The following is an 18802-nucleotide window of genomic DNA, read 5'->3' on the forward strand; positions in this document are numbered from 1 at the left end:
AACCCGCATACTGCACGATCAGGCCGGCAAGGCCATTGCCCTACAGCGGCCAACGTTCAATGCCCTGTCAGCTTCAGCGGCGCAATGCCGCACTATGCGCCGGCCAGTTGCGCCCCGCGCCTGACTTCGCTCGGCGGCTGGCCATACGCGCGCAGGAACGCCCGCCGCATGCGATTGCGGTCCGCAAAGCCGGTATCGCGCGCCACGACATCCAGCGAATGCCGCCCTTCTTCGAGCATTGCGCGGGCCGCTTCCAGCCGAAGCAGTTCGACCACCTTGGCGGGCGAACGCCCCGTCTCTTCGCGGAAGACCCGGCTGAACTGACGTGGCGACAGGCGGGCCGCTTCGGCCAGCTCCTCCACCGTCAACGGGTTGCGCAGATGTTCCTTGGCGTAGACCAGCGCCCGCTGTATCCGGTCAGAGCGCGGTTCCAGTTCCAGCAAGGCGGAAAACTGCGATTGGCCGCCCGGCCGCCGGTGATAGACCACCAGCCGCCGAGCAACGTCGCGGGCCAGCGCCGCGCCGTGATCGTCTTCGATCAAGGCAAGGGCCAGGTCAATGGCGGCCGACATGCCGGCGGACGTCCAGATGTTGCCGTCGCGCACGAAGATGCGGTCGGGGTCGACGCGCACCTCGGGAAAGCGTTCCTGCAGGCTGCGCGCGTGCGCCCAGTGCGTGGTGGCGGTGCGGCCGTTCAACAGGCCCGCCTGCGCAAGGACGAACGCCCCCGTGCAGACACCCGCCACGCGGCGCGCTTCGGTGGCGGCGCGCGCCACGTAGCGGGCAAGACCGGGCGAGATCGGCCCCGGCAACAGTTCGCCCGCCACGATCAGGGTGTCGGGCATGACACCCAGGGCGACCGTCTCGATGCCGGCGTTCATAGTGGACCGGATGAGGCCCCCGCCTTCCGACAGGATGGTGACGCGGTATCCGTCGCGGTCCAGCGCGATGTTCGCGAACTCGAAGGCCGCGAGCGCGGCAAGTCCCATGACCTGGAAACCGTCTTCGAGAATGAGGCCGATCTGGCGCATGTTCAAACCTGTGTCTGTAAATGACGGATATAGGCTATTCAAGCCGAAGGGCATCCGTCAATGTACTTAATTGCCCAATGTCCTAAAACGACGCTTTATTGACATTTGAGCCACAACCGAACTGCCTCATAGTGACCACACCGCTCACCCATTCAACGAGGCACCGACATGCAACTGACGCAAAACACCATCTTCATCACTGGCGGCACTTCCGGCATCGGCCGCGCGCTGGCCGTGGCTTTTCACGACCTGGGCAACACGGTCATCATTGCCGGCCGCCGGCAGGCGCTGCTGGACGAGATCGCCACGGCGCACCCGGGTATCGAAGGCATCCAGCTCGACATCTCGGACGCTCAGGATATCGACCGCGTCGCCAAGACGCTGATCGCCAAGTACCCGTCGCTGAACGTGCTGATCAACAACGCGGGCATCATGCCGTTCGATGACCCTTCGTCCACGATCGACGACGCCGTGTCGCAGCGGATCCTGGAAACGAATCTGCTGGGACCGATCCGCCTCACGTCCGCCCTCATCCAGCATCTGAAGGCGCAACCGCGCGCAACGATCATCCACAACACGTCGATGCTCGCCTATGTGCCGATCGCCACCAATGCGGTTTACTCGGCGTCGAAGGCCGCGCTGCATTCGTACGCGCTGTCGCAACGGTTCATGCTGCGCGACACCAATGTGACGGTGCAGGAGATCGCGCCACCGTGGGTCGACACGGACCTCATCAAGAAGAGCGGTGATCCGCGCGCCATGCCGCTGGACGCGTTCATCGCCGAGACGATGCAGAAGCTGGCGAGCGATGCGCCCGAAGTGCTGGTCGACGCCATCCGCGATCTGCGCGACAACCCCGGCTCGAACGAGCATGCGTTCGTGAACGCGTTCAATCAAAGCCTGGTGGACGAACCGATTCCGGTTTGAGGCCATGCGGAGCGCGGCGCCAGGCCCCTTCCCTACGCCCGCCCCGCCGCCACGTTCACGCTGATCGCGATGATGAACACATTGAAGAAGAACGCGATGACGCCATGCGTCATCGCCATCCGCCGCAGCCGCCGGTTGACGATCTGCACGTCCGACACCTGGAACGTCATGCCCAGCACCAGCGAGAAATACGCGAAGTCCCAGTAGTCGGGGTCGTCCGTGCCCGGAAAATCCAGGCCCTTGTGCATGGCGTTCTTATGGCCGTAGTACCCGTGGGCGTAGTGCAGCGCGAAGATCATGTTCATGTAGAGCCACGACAGCACGATGGTCACGGCGGCGGCCAGCGTGTCCACCAGGGCACCGACTCGGCTTTGCGCATGCAGCTCGACCCACAGCGCGACCAGCACCATGCAGGACAGCGCGACGCTGCTCCACAGGACGCCGGTGCGGCCGACGTCGTGCTGGCGGGCGTGCAGGCGCATGGAAGCGGCGCTGGTGCGGCCGAACACGCGCACGGTCAGGATCAGGAAGACCAGCGCCCCGGCGTCAAAACCCAGCAGGATGGCGAGGCTGGGCGGGAGACCGGCGGCGTACAGCGCGCCCGCGACGACGAGCAGCATGCCGGCGCATAACATCAGCCGGCGATGGGCATCGAAAAACGGCAGCGGTTCGGCGTCTGACGCCGCGCCGGCATCGCCGGGCGTCTCCTGCCCGGCACGGTCATCCGGGGCATCGCTGCCCCGGGCGCGTTTATCTGAAGCTTTTTCCTCTTTAAGCGGCTGCATGGCGGGCTCCTGTCCACAGCGCGACCCCCGGGCATATCGCACGCGCCGGGCTTGCGAGAGGCCCCTACGCTAACTGATGCCGAGCAAACCGGCCAGCGCCCCGGCAAACAGCAGCCACAGAGGATGGATCCGGGTGACGCTAGCCAGGATCGCCACGATGGCCGTGATGGCGCCCAGCAGCCACGTGTGCACGGAGGCCTCGGTGATAAGCGAGGCGCTGGCGGCCACCAATCCGACTGTCATCGGGAAGATGCCGGCCTGAATCACGCCACGCCACGGGCGGTCCTTGAACTTTTCCCACAGGCCCAGCGCGATGACGGTGATGATCGACGACGGGCCGAACTTGGCGATGGTCGTGGCAAGCACGCCCGGCAACCCCGCGACGTGCCAGCCGACCAGCGTCACGACCATCAGGTTGGGCCCCGGCGCGGCCTGACCCAGCGCAAAGAGCGCGGAAAAATCGGCGGCCGTCATCCAGCCGTGCACTTGCACGACCTGGCGCTGCATCTCCGGCAGGATGGTATTGCCGCCGCCAAAGGCCAGCACGGACAGCTCGGTAAAGATCAGGACGAGCGCAACAAGGGTATGGATCATCGACGTTGCCTCCACACCATCAGGATGCTGAGGGGCGTCAGGACCGCCATGGTCGGCAGCAGCGGAATGCGCAGGACGGCGATCGCAATGAAACAGGCGGTGGCGACCACGCCGGCCAGCCAGTCGCGACGCTTGATGACCGGCAGGCCGATCTTCACCGCCATCGAGATCAGCAACCCGGCCGCGGCGGCGGCCAGGCCGGCGAACAGGTGCTGGATGTCGGGATCGTTCTGGAAGCGGTCATAGACCATGCCCAGCATGATGACGATGATGGACGGCGCCAGGATCAGGCCCATCAGCGCGGCAAAGGCGCCGCGCGGGCCGCGGAATTTCATGCCCAGGGCGACGGACAGGTTGATGATGTTGCCGCCCGGCAGGAACTGGCACAGGCCCAGCAGTTCGGTGAATTCGGCGCCGGTCAGCCAGCGGTGTTTTTCGACGACCATGCGCCGGGCCAGGGGCAAGGCGCCGCCGAAAGCGGTCAGGCCCAGCACGAGGAATCCATAGAACAACTGGCCGCAAGTGGGGGGAGGCCGTACGCCGGCCTCGTCAAGGGGAAGTGCTGCGTTCATCTTTTTGGTGGCCGGCGCAGGGCCGGCGATGGGAGCTGGCGGGGGACCGCGCCAGAGGTGGATAACGAACTTGCAGCGTACGCTTCGCGCTAGATAATGTCTAATATATGACAAGTTCAAAACTCATATCGAACACATATGGCAAGCGTTGACTTACGGCTCCTGCGTTATTTCCTGGCGGTTGCCGAGGAATCCCACCTGACCAAGGCCGCCGCCCGCCTGGGCATTCGTCAGCCCCCACTCAGCCAGCAGATCCGGGTGCTGGAGGCCGAGCTGGGCGTGACCCTGTTCCACCGCCTGCCGCGCGGCATGGAGCTGACCGAAAGCGGCCGCGCGCTGCTGGATGACGCGCGCAACATCATCGCGATGGTGGACCAGGCCGTGGACGGCGTGCGGCGTGTGTCACAGGGCGAGGCGGGACGCTTGACGGTGGGGTTCACGGGGTCGGCGGCGTTTCATCCGTTCGTGCCGTCGGTCATCCGGCGCTTCCGCGAAAGCGCGCCACACGTGCATCTGGTGCTGGAAGAAAGCAGCACGGGGGAACTGCGCGAGGCGGTGGCCGAAGGCCGTATCGACGTCGCCTTCATCCGCGGCGCACACGCGGACCCGGGCGTGCAGATGGAAACCGTGCTTGAAGAGGCCATGCTGGCGGCCTTTCCGGCAGACCATCCCACCGTGAAGGGCCGCACGCGCAAACGCATCGCGCTGTCGGAACTGGCGGAGGAATCGCTGATCCTGTACCGGCGTCACAGCGGCCCGGGCCTGTACGACGCGATCATTGCCGCCTGCAGCGCCGAAGGCTTCAGCCCGCGCGTCACGCAGGAAGCGCCGCGCATGCTCTCCACGCTGAGTTTCGTTGCCGCGGGGCTGGGCGTGTCGCTGGTGCCGGCGTCGCTGCGCCGCGTGAACATCGAAGGCGTGGTGTACGTCAGCGTCACGCATCCGAAGGCGCTACGCGCGCCGCTGAACCTGATCTGGCGCGACGCGCCGCTGTCGGGTGCCGCGCGCAAGCTGATCGACGAGGCGCGGCGGCAGCGGGACGCATCGCCGGCGGCGCAGAGCCGATAAACCCGCCGATAAACCCCTGCCCCGGCGCTACACTTGCCGCCACCGCATCCTGCATAGACCAGCGCCTTTCCATGCTTTCCGAATCCCCCATCGGCGTGTACGACTCCGGCGTCGGCGGGCTGAGCGTCCTGCGCGCGATCCGCGACGCGCTGCCCCATGAGCCCCTGCTCTACGTCGCCGACTCCGCCCATGTGCCCTACGGGGAAAAAACCCAGGCGTTCGTCGAGCGCCGCGCCTGCGCCATCGCCGATTATTTCGTGTCGCAGGGCGCGCGCGCCATGGTGGTGGCCTGCAACACTGCCACCGCCGCCGCGATCGCGTTGCTGCGCAAGCGCCATCCCGAACTCATCATCATCGGCGTCGAACCGGCCATCAAACCCGCCGCGCACCTGACGCACTCGGGCGTGGTGGGCGTCTTTGCCACGACGGGGACGCTGGCCAGCCCCAAGTTCGCCGCGCTCGTGCAGCGCGAGGCGCCCGAGGTCCGCATCCTCCTGCGGCCCTGCCCGGAGTGGGTGCGGCTGGTCGAACAAGGCGTGGTGTCCGGCCCCGAAGCCGCCGAGGCCGTGCGCGCGCCGGTGGCCGAGTTGCGCGAGGCCGGCGCGGACGTGCTGGTGCTGGGCTGCACGCACTTTCCCTTTTTGCGCGATGCCATCCAGGACGCGGCCGGCCCCGGCGTGCCGCTGCTGGAAACGGGCGCGCCGGTGTCGCGCTGGCTGCGTCACCAACTGCAGGAACGCGGCATGCTGGTTGAACACGGTTCGGGCAGCCTGCACTTGCATACCACCGGCGACGCCCCCGCGCTGGCGCGGCTGGCAAGCCAGCTACTGGGCACGGCAATGACGGCGGACACGGTGCCCGACGCTTGGCGCGGAACGTCATCCGCTTGATCTGACGCATCGCCGGGGCGGCGCCGGCGGGGCGAATGTGGGATACAGTGGAACGCACGCCCCCCTACGGCCCGCAAGGAGACGCTCATGAAACGCATCCTGATTCCCGTCGATGGTTCGGAACCCGCGCTGAACGCGGTCAAGGCGCTGCTCGACGCACGCCGCTACGATCCCGTCGAACGCGTGGACCTGCTGACGGTCCAGATCCCCTTGAAGGCCGGCGCGTTCGGCAGCGGCCTGTCGCAGGAAGAGATCGACGCCTATCACCAGGAAGAAGGCGAGGCCGCGGTTGAGGCCGCCCGCGCACTGCTTACGCAGGCCGGCGTGCCGTTCGAGACCCACATTCAGGCCGGCGCGGCCGCCGAGACGATCGCGCGCGTCGCAGAAGAAACCGGCGCAAATGAAATCTTCATGGGGACACGCGGCCTGGGTTCCGTGTCGGCGCTATTCATGGGGTCGGTCGCCACGGGCGTGCTGTCCCTGACCGAACTGCCGGTCACGCTGGTCAAGTAAGGAGCCGCCATGCTGAATATCCTTGTTCCCGTCGACGGCTCCGACAACGCAGACCGCGCCGTCGTGTACGCCCGCCGCCTCGCGCAGGGCGCGCAATCCGCCCGCATCCACCTCATCAACATCCAGACGCCGCCGCGCGGACGCGCCGGGGTGTCGCGCCTGATCACGCAGGACATGATCAATGACTTCTATGCCCGCGAAGGCCGCGAAGCGTCAGAAGAGGCGCGCAAGTCGCTGGATTCGGCCGGCGTGGACTACGTCAGCCATGTGGTCTTCGGCAACGCGCCCGCGGAAATCGCGGCTTATGCACAGGACCACGGCTGCGCGCGCATCGTCATGGGCACGCGCGGCAATGGCAAGCTGACCAACATCCTGATCGGGTCGGTGGCCAACCAGGTCGTGCAATTGGCCGCCGTGCCGGTCACGCTGGTGAAGTAGGCGCGCATGATGCAAGCCCTGCGCATCGTGCCGGCGGCCGCCCTGGCGTTGACGCTGCTCAGCGCCTGCGGCGAAGTCGCCAAGCTGCCTGTCGAAGCGGGCATGGGTCCGGATCCCCAACTGCCGCCGCCCAACACCACGCTCATTCCCACGGTGAACACCGCCAAGGCCGTGGGCTGGCAAGCCGGCGCGCAACCGACGCCCGCCGCAGGCCTCGCCGTGACCGCCTACGCCAGCGGACTGGACCACCCGCGCTGGCTGTACGTGCTGCCCAACGGCGATGTGCTGGTCGCCGAGACCAATGCGCCGCCCAAGCCCGAGGACGCGCCGGGCGGCATCAAACAATGGGCGACGGGGCTGGTGATGAAGCGGGCCGGCGCCAAGACCGTCAGCGCAAACCGCATCACCCTCTTGCGCGATGCCAACCACGACGGCGTCGCCGAAACGCGCACCATCCTGCTGCAGGATCTGAATTCACCGTTCGGCATGGCGCTCGTCGGCGACCACCTCTATGTCGCGAACGCCGATGCGGTCGTGCGCTTTCCCTTTACGCCGGGGCAGACGCACATCACCGCCCCCGCAGAGAAAGTCACCGACCTGCCGGCTGGCCTGAACCATCACTGGACCAAGAACCTCATTGCCAGCCCGGACGGGTCTCGGCTGTACGTGTCCGTTGGATCGAACAGCAACGTGGGCGAAAACGGCATGGACATCGAGGAAGGCCGCGCCGCCATCTGGGAGCTGGACGTGGCCAGCGGGCAAAAGCGCCTCTTTGCCACGGGGCTGCGCAACCCGGTCGGCATGGCGTGGGGGCCGGACGGCAAGACGCTGTGGACGGCGGTCAACGAACGCGACGAACTGGGCAGCGACCTCGTGCCCGACTACATGACGTCGGTGCGCGACGGCGGCTTCTATGGCTGGCCGTACAGCTATTTCGGCCAGCATGTCGATACGCGCGTCACGCCGCCGCGGCCCGATCTGGTGGCGCGGGCCATCGTGCCCGACTATGCGTTGGGTCCGCACACCGCGTCGCTGGGCCTGGCGTGGTCCGGCGGCGCCAAGCTGCCGGCGCCCTTTGTCCACGGCATGTTCGTCGGCCAGCACGGCTCATGGAACCGCGATCCGCGCAGCGGCTACAAGGTGATCTTCGTGCCGTTCGAGCAGAATCAGCCTGCGGGGCCGGCGCTGGACGTGCTGACCGGATTTCTCAACGACGCCGGCCAGGCGCAAGGCCGCCCGGTCGGCGTGGCCATCGACGCGCAGGGCAGCCTGCTGGTCGCGGACGACGTGGGCAATGTGATCTGGCGCGTGACGCCCAACCCATAGACGCCTGGTCCCTTCCCCCAGGCCTTGGGCCGGACTCCCCCCGCCCCTACAATGGCCGCTCCCGAATTCCAGACTGGAGCGAGCATGAGCACGGAAAAAGTGGCGATCCTCACGGCGGCCGGCAGCGGCATGGGTGCGGCGGCGGCGCGCAAGCTGGCGGCGGACGGCTACCGCGTGGCCATCCTGTCCTCGTCCGGCAAGGGCGCGGCGTTGGCGCAGGAACTGGGCGGGCTGGGCGTCACCGGGTCCAACCGCTCGACCGAAGACCTGACCCGGCTGGTTGACGCCACGATGCAGAAGTGGGGCCGTGTCGATGCGGTGGTCAACAGCGCCGGCCATGGTCCCAAGGGCCCGCTGCTGGAGATCAGCGACGACGACTGGCACCTGGGCATGGAGTTCTACCTGCTGAACGTCGTGCGCATCACTCGCCTTGTCGCGCCGGTGATGAAGCAGCAGCAGTCCGGCGCCATCGTCAACATTTCCACCTACGCCACCTTCGAACCGGAAGCGCTGTTTCCGACGTCGGGCGTGTTCCGCGCGGGCCTGGCCGCCTTCACCAAGGTGTTCACCGACGAATACGCGCAGCACAACGTGCGCATGAACAACGTGCTGCCCGGTTTCATCGACAGCCTGCCCGAAAAGGAAGACCGCCGCGTGCGCATTCCGATGGGCCGCTACGGCACGGCGCAAGAGGTGGCCGACCTGATCGCGTTCCTGGCGTCGAGCGCGTCGTCCTACATCACCGGCCAGAACATCCGCATCGACGGCGGCATCACGCGTTCCGTGTGACCCGCGCTGTATGACACCCGCGCGACGCGTCATATCCTGCTGATCTCATGCGTTTGGCCTAGTCCCTCGTCCGAATGACGGTATTGAAGGCCCCGCCGGGCTTTTAGTACCGTAGGTTTTTGCATTCGACGAGGTGCCCGGCGCATGACCGCTACGCCGTCAGCGGCTGCGCAGCAGTCCGCTTCCCCCACCCCCGGCCAGGCTTCGCGCTTTCTGGCGCAGGCGACGTTCGGACCCACCCCGGCCGACATCGACGCCGTCGTGCGCGTCGGCTACGCGGCGTGGCTGGACGCGCAGCTGGCGATGGCGCCGTCGCAGACGCACTTCGACTGGCTGCTGCAAAAGAACCGGAACACCGAAGCCTTCAAGGGCAACGGCATCAACGCGCCGCTGGAATCCACGTTGTGGCGCAAGTTCATCAGCGCGCCCGACCAGGTGCGCACGCGGGTGGCGTTTTCGCTGTCCGAGATCTTTGTCGTTGGCGTGTCGTCCATCACGGCGTCGTGGCCGCTTTTTGGCGCGGCGGGCTTCATGGATCTCTTGGCCAAGCACGCGCTAGGCAACTACCAGGACCTGCTTACCGCCGTGACGCAGAACCTGTCGATGGGCTGCATGCTGACCTATCGCGGCAACCGCAAGGAAGATCCCAAGACGGGCCGCCACCCCGACGAAAACTATGCGCGCGAGGTGATGCAGCTGTTCAGCATCGGCCTGCTGGTGCTGGAGCAGGACGGCACGGTGAAAATGGTCAACGGCGCCCCCGTCGAAACCTACACCAACGCCGACGTGCAGGGGTTGGCCAAAGTCTTCACGGGCTGGGACATCAACGGGCCGGAGACGAACGTGGAGTTCCACCGCCGTCCCATGGCGCTGAACAACGCGTTGCACTCGATGGCGGAAAAGCGCTTCCTGGGCGCGGTCATCCCACCCGGCACGGACGGCCACCTGTCGCTCAAGCGCGCCATGGAGGTCATCAGCGCCCATCCCAACGTCGGCCCCTTCATCGGCATGCAGCTCATCCAGCGCATGGTCACCAGCAATCCCAGCCCCGCGTACGTGGGCCGCGTGTCGGCCGTGTTCGACGACGACGGCACGGGCCAGCGCGGCAACCTGAAGGCCGTGGTGCGCGCCATTCTGCTGGATCCCGAGGCGCGCCAGCCGGACCTTGCTTCGCCGCATTGGGGCAAGGTGCGCGAGCCCATCCTGCGCTTCTCGGGCTGGGCCCGCGCGTTCGGGGCCACCTCCACCAATGGCGAATGGGCCATGCCGGACACGACGGACAACACGATCCGGCTGGCACAGAGTCCGATGCGGTCGGCCACGGTGTTCAACTTCTTCCGGCCGCGCTACGTGCCGCCGGTCACCGAACTGGCCCGCCGCCATCTGGTCGCACCGGAACTGCAGATCACGGACGAGACCAGCATTGCGGGCTACCTGAATTTCCTGGCGATCTACGCGGACCGCGGCTGGGAGGACCTGCAGACGAGCTATACGCCCGAGATCGCGCTGGCCAAGGACCCTGAAGCGCTGGTGGCGCGCGTCGTGCTGCTGCTGGCGGGCGACGCCTTCAGCGCGCGCACGGCGGCGTCCATTGCGAAGGCCGTGGCCACGCTGCCGCCGGACCGCCCGCGCGACCGGGTTCGCGCCGCCATCATGCTGGTGGCCGCCACGCCCGAATACCTGGTGCAGAAATGACAGACCGCCGCGACCTCGACCGCCGTGCCTTTCTGCTGCGCGCCTTTGCGCTGGGCGCGACCCGCGCTGCCGCCCCACTGGCGCTGAACCTGGCCGCCATCGGCGCCGCCGCCGCGCAATCCGCCCCGCCCTCGTACAAGGCGCTGGTGTGCGTTTTCCTATACGGCGGCAACGATCCCTACAACACGCTGGTTCCGTACGATCCGTCGTCGTACCGCGCGTATTCCACGGCCCGCAGCGACATCGCCCTGCCCCGAGATGCGTTGCGCACCACCCTGCTGCGCGGCAAGGCGGACACGCAGGGCGGCATGCAGTTCGCCCTGGCCCCCGCGCTGGCGCCGCTGGCGCCGCTATACGAACGCGGCGACATGGCGGCCCTGCTTAACGTGGGACCGCTGATCGTCCCCACGACCAAGGCCGAATACATCGGCGCGCGCGTGCCCCTGCCGCCCAAGCTGTTCTCGCACAACGACCAGCAATCGGTCTGGCAGGCGCTGGCGCCGGAGGGCGCGTCGTCGGGCTGGGCGGGCCGCCTGACGGATCTGTTCGCGGGCGCCAACGCGCAGCGCACGTTTACCGGCATCACGGCGGGTGGCAGCACGGTGCTGCTGGCCGGGCGCAAGGTGGCGGGCTATCGGGTGGGCATCAACGGCTCGACGCAGATCGACCTGCTGCATCGCGACATGTACGGTTCCAGCGCCTGCACCGCGCTGCTGCGCGACCTGATCACCGAGCCGCGCGAACACCTGATGGAACGCGAGATGTCGCGCATCGCCGCGCAATCCATTTCGGCCGACACGCGGCTGCGGGCCGCCTTGGCGGATGTCGCGGTGCCGGGGGATTTTTCGACGCCGCTCGCGCAGCAGTTGCGGATCGTCGCGCGCATCATCGCCGCCCGCGACACGCTGGGCGCGCGGCGTCAGGTGTTTTTCGTGTCGCAGAACGGCTATGACAACCACACGGGGCTAAACGACGCGCACCCGGCGTTGCTCAAGGAAATGGGCCAGGCGTTGGCCGCGTTTCAGAAGGCCCTGTCGGAACTGGGCGTGGCGGATCAGGTCACCACCTTCACGGCCTCCGAGTTCGGCCGCACGCTGGGTTCAAACGGCAACGGCTCGGATCACGGCTGGGGTTCGCACCACTTCGTGCTGGGCGGCGCGGTCAACGGCGGCCGCTGCTACGGCGCCCACCCGGAAATCGCGCTGAACGGGCCGGGCTTCGTGGACAACGGCCGGCTGCTGCCCACCACGTCGGTGGATCAGTTGGGCGCGGACCTGGGCGCGTGGTTCGGCGCCAGCCGGGACGATCTGCGGACGGTGTTTCCGAATCTGCGGCATTTTGGGCCGGAGCCGTTGGGGATGTTGAAGGGTTAGGCACTGGCGCCCACCCTCCATCCGATCTATAACGTCAGGCAACCCGCCCGCCATCCGGCGGCGCTGGCGTTCCCCCCTTCCCATCGCACCGCAACATGAGCCTCACCCCCGATCTGGCGTTGCAGCCCGCCACCGAAGAAGACGTGCCGTTTCTGCTGTCCCTGCGCAAGCGCACGATGACCGCCCATCTGCAACGCGCGGGCGCGCCGCATGACGATGACCATCACCTGGCGCGCATCCATTACCACTTCGACGACGCCCAGATCGTCTGGCTGGCCGGCCGGCCCGCCGGGCTGTTCAAGCATTACCGTGATCCAGCCGGCTGGCGCATCGTGCAGATTCAGATCGATCCGGATTACCAGGGCCAGGGCCTGGGCCGCCGGCTGCTGGCCAAGGTGCTGGACCGGGCGGACAAGGAAGGTGCGCCCGTCACCCTGAGCGTCCTGAAAGGCAATCCCGCCCGGCGGCTGTACGAGGCGCTGGGGTTCACTTCCGTGAAGGAGACCGAGCTGGAGCATGAAATGCGGTATGACCCCGGCGCGGTCCGGCCGGGCGCTTGACCCCTTCGCGGCAGCTTTTTTCCGGACCGCTGGAATAAAGCGGCCCCGGCCGGCGTCCGTAGAGGGCAGTCCCCCAATCCTTCCCTTCTACGAGGCACACCATGCGCAAACACACCGCCGCGGCCCTGGCTCTCGCCTGCGCCGCCCTGTTCTCGGCCGGCGCCCATGCCCAGGCCGTCAAGACCCAGAACGGCATCCTGGTCGATAACGCCGGCATGACGCTGTACACCTTCGACAAGGACTCCGCGGGCAAGAGCGTCTGCGTCGACGCTTGCGCGAAGGCCTGGCCGCCCGCCATGGCCGCCGGCGACGCCAAGCCGATGGGCGACCTGACGGTCATCACCCGCCCCGACGGCAGCAAGCAATGGGCCTACAAGAACAAGCCGCTGTACCTGTTCGCCAAGGACACCAAGCCGGGCGACAAGACCGGCGACAACTTCAAGGAAATCTGGCACGTCGTCAAACCCTGATCCGGACACCCGCCCGATCAGACCATGCGCGCTGAAGACGAAGCCCAGATCCTGGCCTGCATCCCCAGCCTGCGGCGTTACGCGCGCGGGCTGACGGGCGACCCCGACCGGGCCGACGACCTGGTGCAGGACACGCTGGAGCGCGCATGGAGCCGCTACTCTCGCTGGCAGCGGCGCGGCGAACTGCGTGCCTGGATGTTCGGCATCATGCACAACCATTTCATTGACGGCGTGCGCGCCGCCAGCCGGCGCACCGACCAGACGGCGCCGGGCGACCTGCCCGATGCGCCGGTGCGCGCCACCCAGACCGATCAGCTTGAAGTGCGCGACCTGGACCGCTGCCTGCAGGCCCTGCCGGCCGAGCAGCGCGAGGTCCTCTTGCTGATCGCCGTCGAAGACCTTTCCTACCAGGAGGCCGCCCGCATCCTGGCGGTGCCCATCGGCACCGTCATGTCGCGCCTGTCGCGCGCCCGCGAGAAGCTCGGCGCGCTGATGCGGGGCCGCGATGCCGCGCCGCGTCTGCGGCCTGTTCCCACCCCGCGTGAAATGCCATGACCGACAAACGCCTTCATCCGGTTCCCGCCGCAGGCACGCCGATCACCGAAGCCGATCTGCACGGCTACGCGGACGGCCAGCTTTCGCCCGCGCGTCATGCCGAGGTGGCCGCCTTTCTGGCCGCGCATCCGCAGGACCAGAACCGCGTAGACGACTGGCAGGCGCAGCGGCGCGCGCTGCATGCCTTGCTGGATCCCGTGCTGGACGAACCCTTGCCGCTTCGCCTGCCGCTGCGCGCCCCTGCAAGAACGTGGCCGTGGCGCGCGATGGCGGCCAGCGTGGCGATAGCCGCGGTCAGCGCAAGCCTGGCCTGGTTCGCGCGCGGCGCCGTCGACGCGCGCCATCTGCAAGCCGCGCTGGCCACCGCCAGCCCCGAGCGCGCGGCGGGCGGCTATGCCCAGCGCGCCGCCATCGCCCATGCCGTCTTTGCGCCCGACATGGGCCGGCCCGTGGAGGTCAGCGGCGACAACGAGAAGGCGTTGGTGACGTGGCTGACCAAGCGCATGGGCGCGCCGATGCGCGCGCCATCGTTGTCGAAAACAGGTTACGAGCTGATCGGCGGCCGCCTCTTGCCCGGCGGCGCGGGCCCCGTCGCGCAATTCATGTACGGCGCGGCCGACGGCCAGCGCCTGACGTTGTATGTGACGCGGGAAGCGGCGGGCGGGCAGACCGCCTTCCAGTTCACGCAGGAAGGGCCGGTGCGGGTGTTCTATTGGGTCGAGGGCGAGTTCGGCTACGCGCTGTCGGGCGCCGTCAGCCGTGATGAGCTGCAGCGCGTGTCGCAGGAAGTCTATCGGCAGCTTCAGGGCTGAGACGGGGCCTGGCTTTCACCCGGCGCGCGCCCGCGCCTCGTGCAGCATGTGCAGCGTGATCTTGCGCACCTCGGCCTTGCTCATGTCGATATGGGACCGCAGCAGGCGCGCGGCCTCATCGGTGCGGCGCGCCAGCACCGCGCGCAGGATGGCCGCGTGTTCGTCATAGGTGGCATCCACACGGAAGTCCTTGGTGAAATCCAGCCGCCGCACGATCCGGATCTTCTCCGTCACGTCGCGGTGGATCTGCGCCATCTCGGGATTGCCGGCCGCGGCCACCAGCGCGCAATGAAACGCCTCGTCCAGTTGCCCCACCAGCCGGCCGTCCAGAATGCGCTGCGAAGGCGGCACCAGCCACACGTCGGTCAGCGCGCCCAGCATCCCGGCCTGATCCATGTCCTGCCGCGCGCACAGCTTGTCCACCGCCGCCAGCTCCAGCACCACGCGCACGTCGTACAGCGCCTCGAAGCGCTCGAAATCGAAGGGCCGCACCTGCCAGCCGCTGCGCGGCCGCGCCAGCACGAACCCTTCGCGTTCCAGCCGCGCCAGGCCCAGCCGCACCGGCGTGCGGCTTACACCCAGCCGCGCCACCAGATCGGCCTCGGTGAAGCGTTCGCCGGGCAACATCCGGAAGCCGAACAGGTCGTCCTTGATGCGCTGGTAGACCTGATCGGCCAGCGAGCCGGCCAGCGCCGGCGACGGGCGGATGGCCGGCCCCGCCTGGACGGCTTCCAGCCGCATCATCCGGTCACGACGCACGTGGCGTCTTCGGTGATCACCACGAGCGGATCGCCCGCGTTGACGGGCTTGCCGGGCACGCAGCGGATGGCGGACACGGTGCCCGAGGCCGGCGCGATGACGGACAACTCCATCTTCATGGCCTCGACCACCACCAGCGTGTCGCCAGCCGACACGCTCTGCCCCACCTGGACCGGGATCTTCCAGATGTTGCCGCACATGTCGGCGCTGACCAGACGTTCGCCGTCGCGCAGCACGGTCTCGGCCTCGGGCTGCGCGGCGGGCGCCTCCAACGCCACGTCCTCGTTCTTCCACAGCGCCACCTCGGCATCGAAGGCCGTCTTCTGGCGCGCCTGGAACGCGGCAATGCTGTCCGCCTGCTCGGCCACAAAGCGCTGATGCGCGGCGAAGTCGAACATCTCTTCTTCGATGCGGACCGTGGCGCGGCCTTCGCGGAAGTCTTCGCGCAGCACGTCCAGTTCCGCCTCGGTGACGGGATAGAACCGCACCTGATCGAAAAAGCGCAGCAGCCAGGGCTTGCCGTCCTGGAACACGGGGTTCTTCAGAAACTTGTTCCAGATGGGCAGCGTGCGGCCGACCAGTTGATAGCCGCCGGGCGAATCCATGCCGTAGATGCACATGTAGACGCCGCCGATGCCCACCGTGCCTTCGGCGGTGTAGGTGCGCGCCGGGTTGTACTTGGACGTCAGCAGGCGATGGCGCGGATCGATCGGCACCGCGCATGGCGCGCCCAGATATACGTCGCCCAGGCCCATGATGAGATAGCTGGCGTCAAAGACGATGCGGCGCACCTCGTCGCGCGAATCCAGGCCGTTGATGCGCTGGATGAAGTCCACGTTGTTCGGCAGCCAGGGCGCGCTGGCGCGCACGGTCTCCTGATAGCGCTGCACCGCGCCCAGCGTGGCGCTGTCCTCGAAGGCCATGGGCAGGTACACGACGCGCGTGGGCACCTTCAGCGTGGCGACGTCGGCCAGCCCTTCCTCGATCTTCAGCAGCTTGGCGATGAGCGCGCCTTGCAGGATCACGCGGCTGTCGTAGCGGATCTGCAGCGAGCGCACGCCGGGCGACAGCTCCAGCACGCCGGCCACGGGGTTGGCGTTCAACGCTTCCATCAGCAGGTGGATGCGCATGCGCAGCGCCAGGTCCAGCACGTTGTCGCCGTATTCCAGCAGCAGGTAGCCGTCGCCCGCCTGCCGGTACGACACCGACGGGCGCGATCCTTCGGCGGGCAGCGCGGCCACGATGGTCTCGGAGACGGTCGCGGGCACCGGCGCCGGTTCGGTCGCAGCGGGAACCGCCGGCGCCAGATCGGCAATGCGGCGGTCCTGCGCGGCCTCCAGCGCCACGGCCTGCGGGTAGTCGATGCGCACGAAGCGGATTCGGTCGCCGGGCTTGACCTGCCCCACCTTCCACAGTTCGGCGCGGGCAATCGTGACCGGGCACACGAAGCCGCCCAGGCTGGGGCCGTCGCGCGTCAGGATCACGGGACTGTCGCCCGTAAAGTTGATGCTGCCGATCGCGTACTCGCAATCGTGGATGTTGGACGGGTGCAGGCCCGCCTCGCCGCCGTTCTCGCGCGCCCAGGTGGGCTTGGGTCCGATCAGGCGCACGCCCAGGCGGTTGGAGTTGTAGTGCACCTCCCAGTCGGCCGCGAAGAACGCGTCGATGGCTTCCGGCTGAAAGAAGTCCGGCGCGCCGTGCGGACCGTACAGCACACCGATCTCCCAGGTGCTGCCGTACTCCGGGATCAGCGCCGCGGGCGCGGCCTGCGGCAGCGTCTCGGGCGGCGCGGCGGTGGCGCCCGCCAGCTCGGGGCGGATCACGGGCAGCATGTCGCCCACGCGCAGCGTGCGGCCGGCATGGCCGCCGAACTGGCCCAGCGCAAACGTGGAGCGGCTGCCCAGATACAGCGGCACGTCCAGGCCGTTGCGCACCGCCAGATAGCTGCGGCAGCCGGACAGCGCACGGCCGGTGGCCAGCACCTGCCCCGACGTCACGAAGATCGGCTGCCACATCGGCACCGGTTCACCGTCCAGCGTGGCCGCGCACGAGGCGCCCGTCAACGCCACAACCGCGTCGCCGTGAAAGCGCAGCGTGGGCCCGACCAGCGTGGTCTCGATGCCGGCCGCGTCCGGCGCGTTGCCGACAATGCGGTTGGCGACACGAAACGCGTAGTCGTCCATGGGACCGGACGGCGGCACGCCGATGTCCCAGTAGCCCGCGCGGCCGGGATAATCCTGCACGCTGGTGTAGGTGCCGGCTTCCACGACCTCGATCGCCGCGGGGCGGTACGTAAAGCTTTCCAGAAAGCGCGTGGACAGATGCCCCGCGCGAAAGCGCGCGTCGGCCACGATCTGGCGCAGGTAATCCAGGTTGGTCGCAATGCCGTGCAGCCGCGTGCGCGCCAGCGCGTCGGCCAGCTTGTCCAGCGCGGCCTGGCGCGTGTCCGCATGCACGATCAGCTTGGCCAGCATCGGGTCGTAAAACGCGGGCACCTCCGTGCCGGTCTCGACCCAGCCGTCCACGCGCACGCCTTCCGGGAAGGACACCTCGGTCAACACGCCCGGCGACGGCTGGAACTGGCGCAGCGGATCCTCCGCGTACAAACGCACTTCGATCGACGCGCCGTGCGGCGCGCGCGACATCGCCGCGAAATCCAGCGGCTCGCCTGCCGCCACACGCAGCATGCATTCCACCAGATCCAGACCGGTGACAGCCTCGGTCACCGGATGCTCGACCTGCAGGCGCGTGTTCACCTCCAGGAAATAGAAGCTGTCGCGCGCCGGATCGTAGATGAACTCCACCGTGCCGGCGGAACGATAGTTCACCGATTCGCCCAGCTTGACGGCGGCCTCCAGCAGCGCGGCGCGCGTGGCGGCCGGCAGCTGCGGCGCCGGGGTTTCCTCGATCACCTTCTGGTTGCGGCGCTGCACCGAGCAGTCGCGTTCGCCCAGCGCCAGCACACGGCCCGCACCGTCGCCGAAGATCTGCACCTCGACATGCCGCGCGTTGTCCACATAGCGTTCGATGAACGCCCCGCCATCGCGAAAGAAGTGCTCGCCCATGCGCTGCACGCTGTCGAACGCCACGGTCAGCTCCGCCTCGTTCTCGCAGCGCGAGAGACCAATGCCGCCGCCGCCCGCCGTGCTCTTGAGCATCACCGGATAGCCGATGCGCTCGGCCTGCGACAGCGCCTCGCCCAGGCTGGACAGGAGTCCGGTGCCGGGCGTCATCGGCACGCCAGCCTCGGCAGCCAGCTCGCGCGAGCGATGCTTCAGGCCGAATTCGCGGATCTGAAGCGGCGTGGGGCCGACAAAGGCGATGCCTGCCGCCTCGCAGGCGTCGGCGAACTCGGCGCTTTCCGACAGAAAGCCATAGCCGGGGTAGATCGCCTGCGCGCCATGTTCGCGCGCGGCGGCCAGCAGCAGGTCCATGCGCAGATAGCTGTCGGCCGCCTTCTCGCCGCCCAGCGCCACGGCCACATCGGCCTCGCGCACGTGCGCGGCATTGCGGTCCGGATCGGAATAGACGGCCACGCTGCGGATGCCCAGCCGCTTGAGGGTGCGAATGGCGCGGACGGCGATTTCGCCGCGGTTTGCAATCAGAACGGTATCGAACACGGTGCGACTCCCTGATGTGAGGGCG

General features: G+C 68.0%; 19 protein-coding genes. 13 read left to right on the forward strand and 6 right to left on the reverse strand.

What is annotated here, in order from left to right:
* Positions 1-92: 92 nt before the first annotated feature.
* Positions 93-1031 (reverse strand): GlxA family transcriptional regulator, encoded by a 939-nt coding sequence (locus CLM73_RS22185; protein ID WP_105241662.1) that lies wholly within the window; start codon positions 1029-1031, stop codon positions 93-95.
* A 168-nt stretch (positions 1032-1199) separates the two neighbouring features.
* On the opposite strand from CLM73_RS22185, the gene CLM73_RS22190 reads away from it, so the two are divergent.
* Positions 1200-1958, forward strand: a complete 759-nt coding sequence (locus CLM73_RS22190; protein WP_105240263.1) for an SDR family oxidoreductase — start codon at positions 1200-1202, stop codon at positions 1956-1958.
* Positions 1959-1990: 32 nt separating this feature from the next.
* On the opposite strand, the gene CLM73_RS22195 is transcribed toward CLM73_RS22190, so the two are convergent.
* The 3 genes from CLM73_RS22195 to CLM73_RS22205 all read right to left on the reverse strand — a co-directional run bounded on the left by CLM73_RS22195 (position 1991) and on the right by CLM73_RS22205 (position 3909).
* A complete protein-coding gene (locus CLM73_RS22195) occupies positions 1991-2743 on the reverse strand; it encodes a DUF1345 domain-containing protein (protein ID WP_105240264.1) in 753 nt (250 codons plus the stop codon).
* Between the two features lie 69 nt (positions 2744-2812).
* The gene (locus tag CLM73_RS22200) at positions 2813-3337 is read right to left on the reverse strand and encodes a chromate transporter (RefSeq protein WP_105240265.1); all 525 of its coding nucleotides are present in this window, start codon (positions 3335-3337) and stop codon (positions 2813-2815) included.
* Positions 3334-3909, reverse strand: coding sequence for a chromate transporter (locus CLM73_RS22205; RefSeq protein WP_105240266.1), 576 nt, complete (start codon positions 3907-3909; stop codon positions 3334-3336). Before CLM73_RS22205 ends, CLM73_RS22200 begins: the two co-directional genes overlap by 4 nt.
* 138 nt (positions 3910-4047) lie before the next feature.
* Here CLM73_RS22205 and CLM73_RS22210 point away from each other — a divergent pair, with 138 nt between their 5' ends.
* The 12 genes from CLM73_RS22210 (at position 4048) to CLM73_RS22265 (ending at position 14398) form a co-directional block, all read left to right on the forward strand.
* On the forward strand, positions 4048-4977 hold the full coding sequence (locus CLM73_RS22210; protein ID WP_105240267.1) for a LysR family transcriptional regulator: 930 nt from the start codon (positions 4048-4050) through the stop codon (positions 4975-4977).
* A gap of 71 nt (positions 4978-5048) precedes the next feature.
* Positions 5049-5867 (forward strand): glutamate racemase, encoded by an 819-nt coding sequence (murI, locus tag CLM73_RS22215; RefSeq protein WP_105240268.1) that lies wholly within the window; start codon positions 5049-5051, stop codon positions 5865-5867.
* 87 nt (positions 5868-5954) lie between these two features.
* On the forward strand, positions 5955-6380 hold the full coding sequence (locus CLM73_RS22220) for a universal stress protein (protein ID WP_056571794.1): 426 nt from the start codon (positions 5955-5957) through the stop codon (positions 6378-6380).
* A gap of 9 nt (positions 6381-6389) precedes the next feature.
* Positions 6390-6818, forward strand: a complete 429-nt coding sequence (locus CLM73_RS22225) for a universal stress protein (protein ID WP_105240269.1) — start codon at positions 6390-6392, stop codon at positions 6816-6818.
* Between the two features lie 9 nt (positions 6819-6827).
* Positions 6828-8144 (forward strand): PQQ-dependent sugar dehydrogenase, encoded by a 1317-nt coding sequence (locus tag CLM73_RS22230; protein WP_105241663.1) that lies wholly within the window; start codon positions 6828-6830, stop codon positions 8142-8144.
* Positions 8145-8228: 84 nt separating this feature from the next.
* The gene (locus CLM73_RS22235; protein WP_105240270.1) at positions 8229-8933 is read left to right on the forward strand and encodes an SDR family oxidoreductase; all 705 of its coding nucleotides are present in this window, start codon (positions 8229-8231) and stop codon (positions 8931-8933) included.
* A gap of 144 nt (positions 8934-9077) precedes the next feature.
* Positions 9078-10628: a DUF1800 domain-containing protein gene (locus CLM73_RS22240; RefSeq protein ID WP_105240271.1), complete on the forward strand. Its 1551-nt coding sequence runs from the start codon at positions 9078-9080 to the stop codon at positions 10626-10628.
* Positions 10625-12001 (forward strand): DUF1501 domain-containing protein, encoded by a 1377-nt coding sequence (locus CLM73_RS22245; RefSeq protein ID WP_105240272.1) that lies wholly within the window; start codon positions 10625-10627, stop codon positions 11999-12001. Before CLM73_RS22240 ends, CLM73_RS22245 begins: the two co-directional genes overlap by 4 nt.
* A gap of 95 nt (positions 12002-12096) precedes the next feature.
* Positions 12097-12561 (forward strand): GNAT family N-acetyltransferase, encoded by a 465-nt coding sequence (locus CLM73_RS22250; protein ID WP_105240273.1) that lies wholly within the window; start codon positions 12097-12099, stop codon positions 12559-12561.
* Positions 12562-12662: 101 nt separating this feature from the next.
* The gene (locus CLM73_RS22255; protein ID WP_056571815.1) at positions 12663-13031 is read left to right on the forward strand and encodes a hypothetical protein; all 369 of its coding nucleotides are present in this window, start codon (positions 12663-12665) and stop codon (positions 13029-13031) included.
* Between the two features lie 24 nt (positions 13032-13055).
* Positions 13056-13586: an RNA polymerase sigma factor gene (locus CLM73_RS22260; RefSeq protein WP_105240274.1), complete on the forward strand. Its 531-nt coding sequence runs from the start codon at positions 13056-13058 to the stop codon at positions 13584-13586.
* Entirely contained in the window at positions 13583-14398 is an 816-nt protein-coding gene (locus CLM73_RS22265; protein WP_105240275.1) for an anti-sigma factor family protein, read from the forward strand. Before CLM73_RS22260 ends, CLM73_RS22265 begins: the two co-directional genes overlap by 4 nt.
* A gap of 15 nt (positions 14399-14413) precedes the next feature.
* Here CLM73_RS22265 and CLM73_RS22270 read toward each other — a convergent pair whose 3' ends face one another.
* The gene (locus tag CLM73_RS22270; protein WP_082579083.1) at positions 14414-15142 is read right to left on the reverse strand and encodes a GntR family transcriptional regulator; all 729 of its coding nucleotides are present in this window, start codon (positions 15140-15142) and stop codon (positions 14414-14416) included.
* Positions 15139-18777 carry an urea carboxylase gene (uca, locus tag CLM73_RS22275; protein WP_105240276.1) on the reverse strand — a complete coding sequence of 1213 codons (3639 nt, stop codon included), beginning with the start codon at positions 18775-18777 and terminating at the stop codon, positions 15139-15141. Before uca ends, CLM73_RS22270 begins: the two co-directional genes overlap by 4 nt.
* Positions 18778-18802 lie beyond the last annotated feature (25 nt).

Origin of the sequence: Achromobacter spanius, assembly GCF_002966795.1 — a bacterium.
Classification (GTDB): domain Bacteria; phylum Pseudomonadota; class Gammaproteobacteria; order Burkholderiales; family Burkholderiaceae_B; genus Achromobacter; species Achromobacter spanius_D.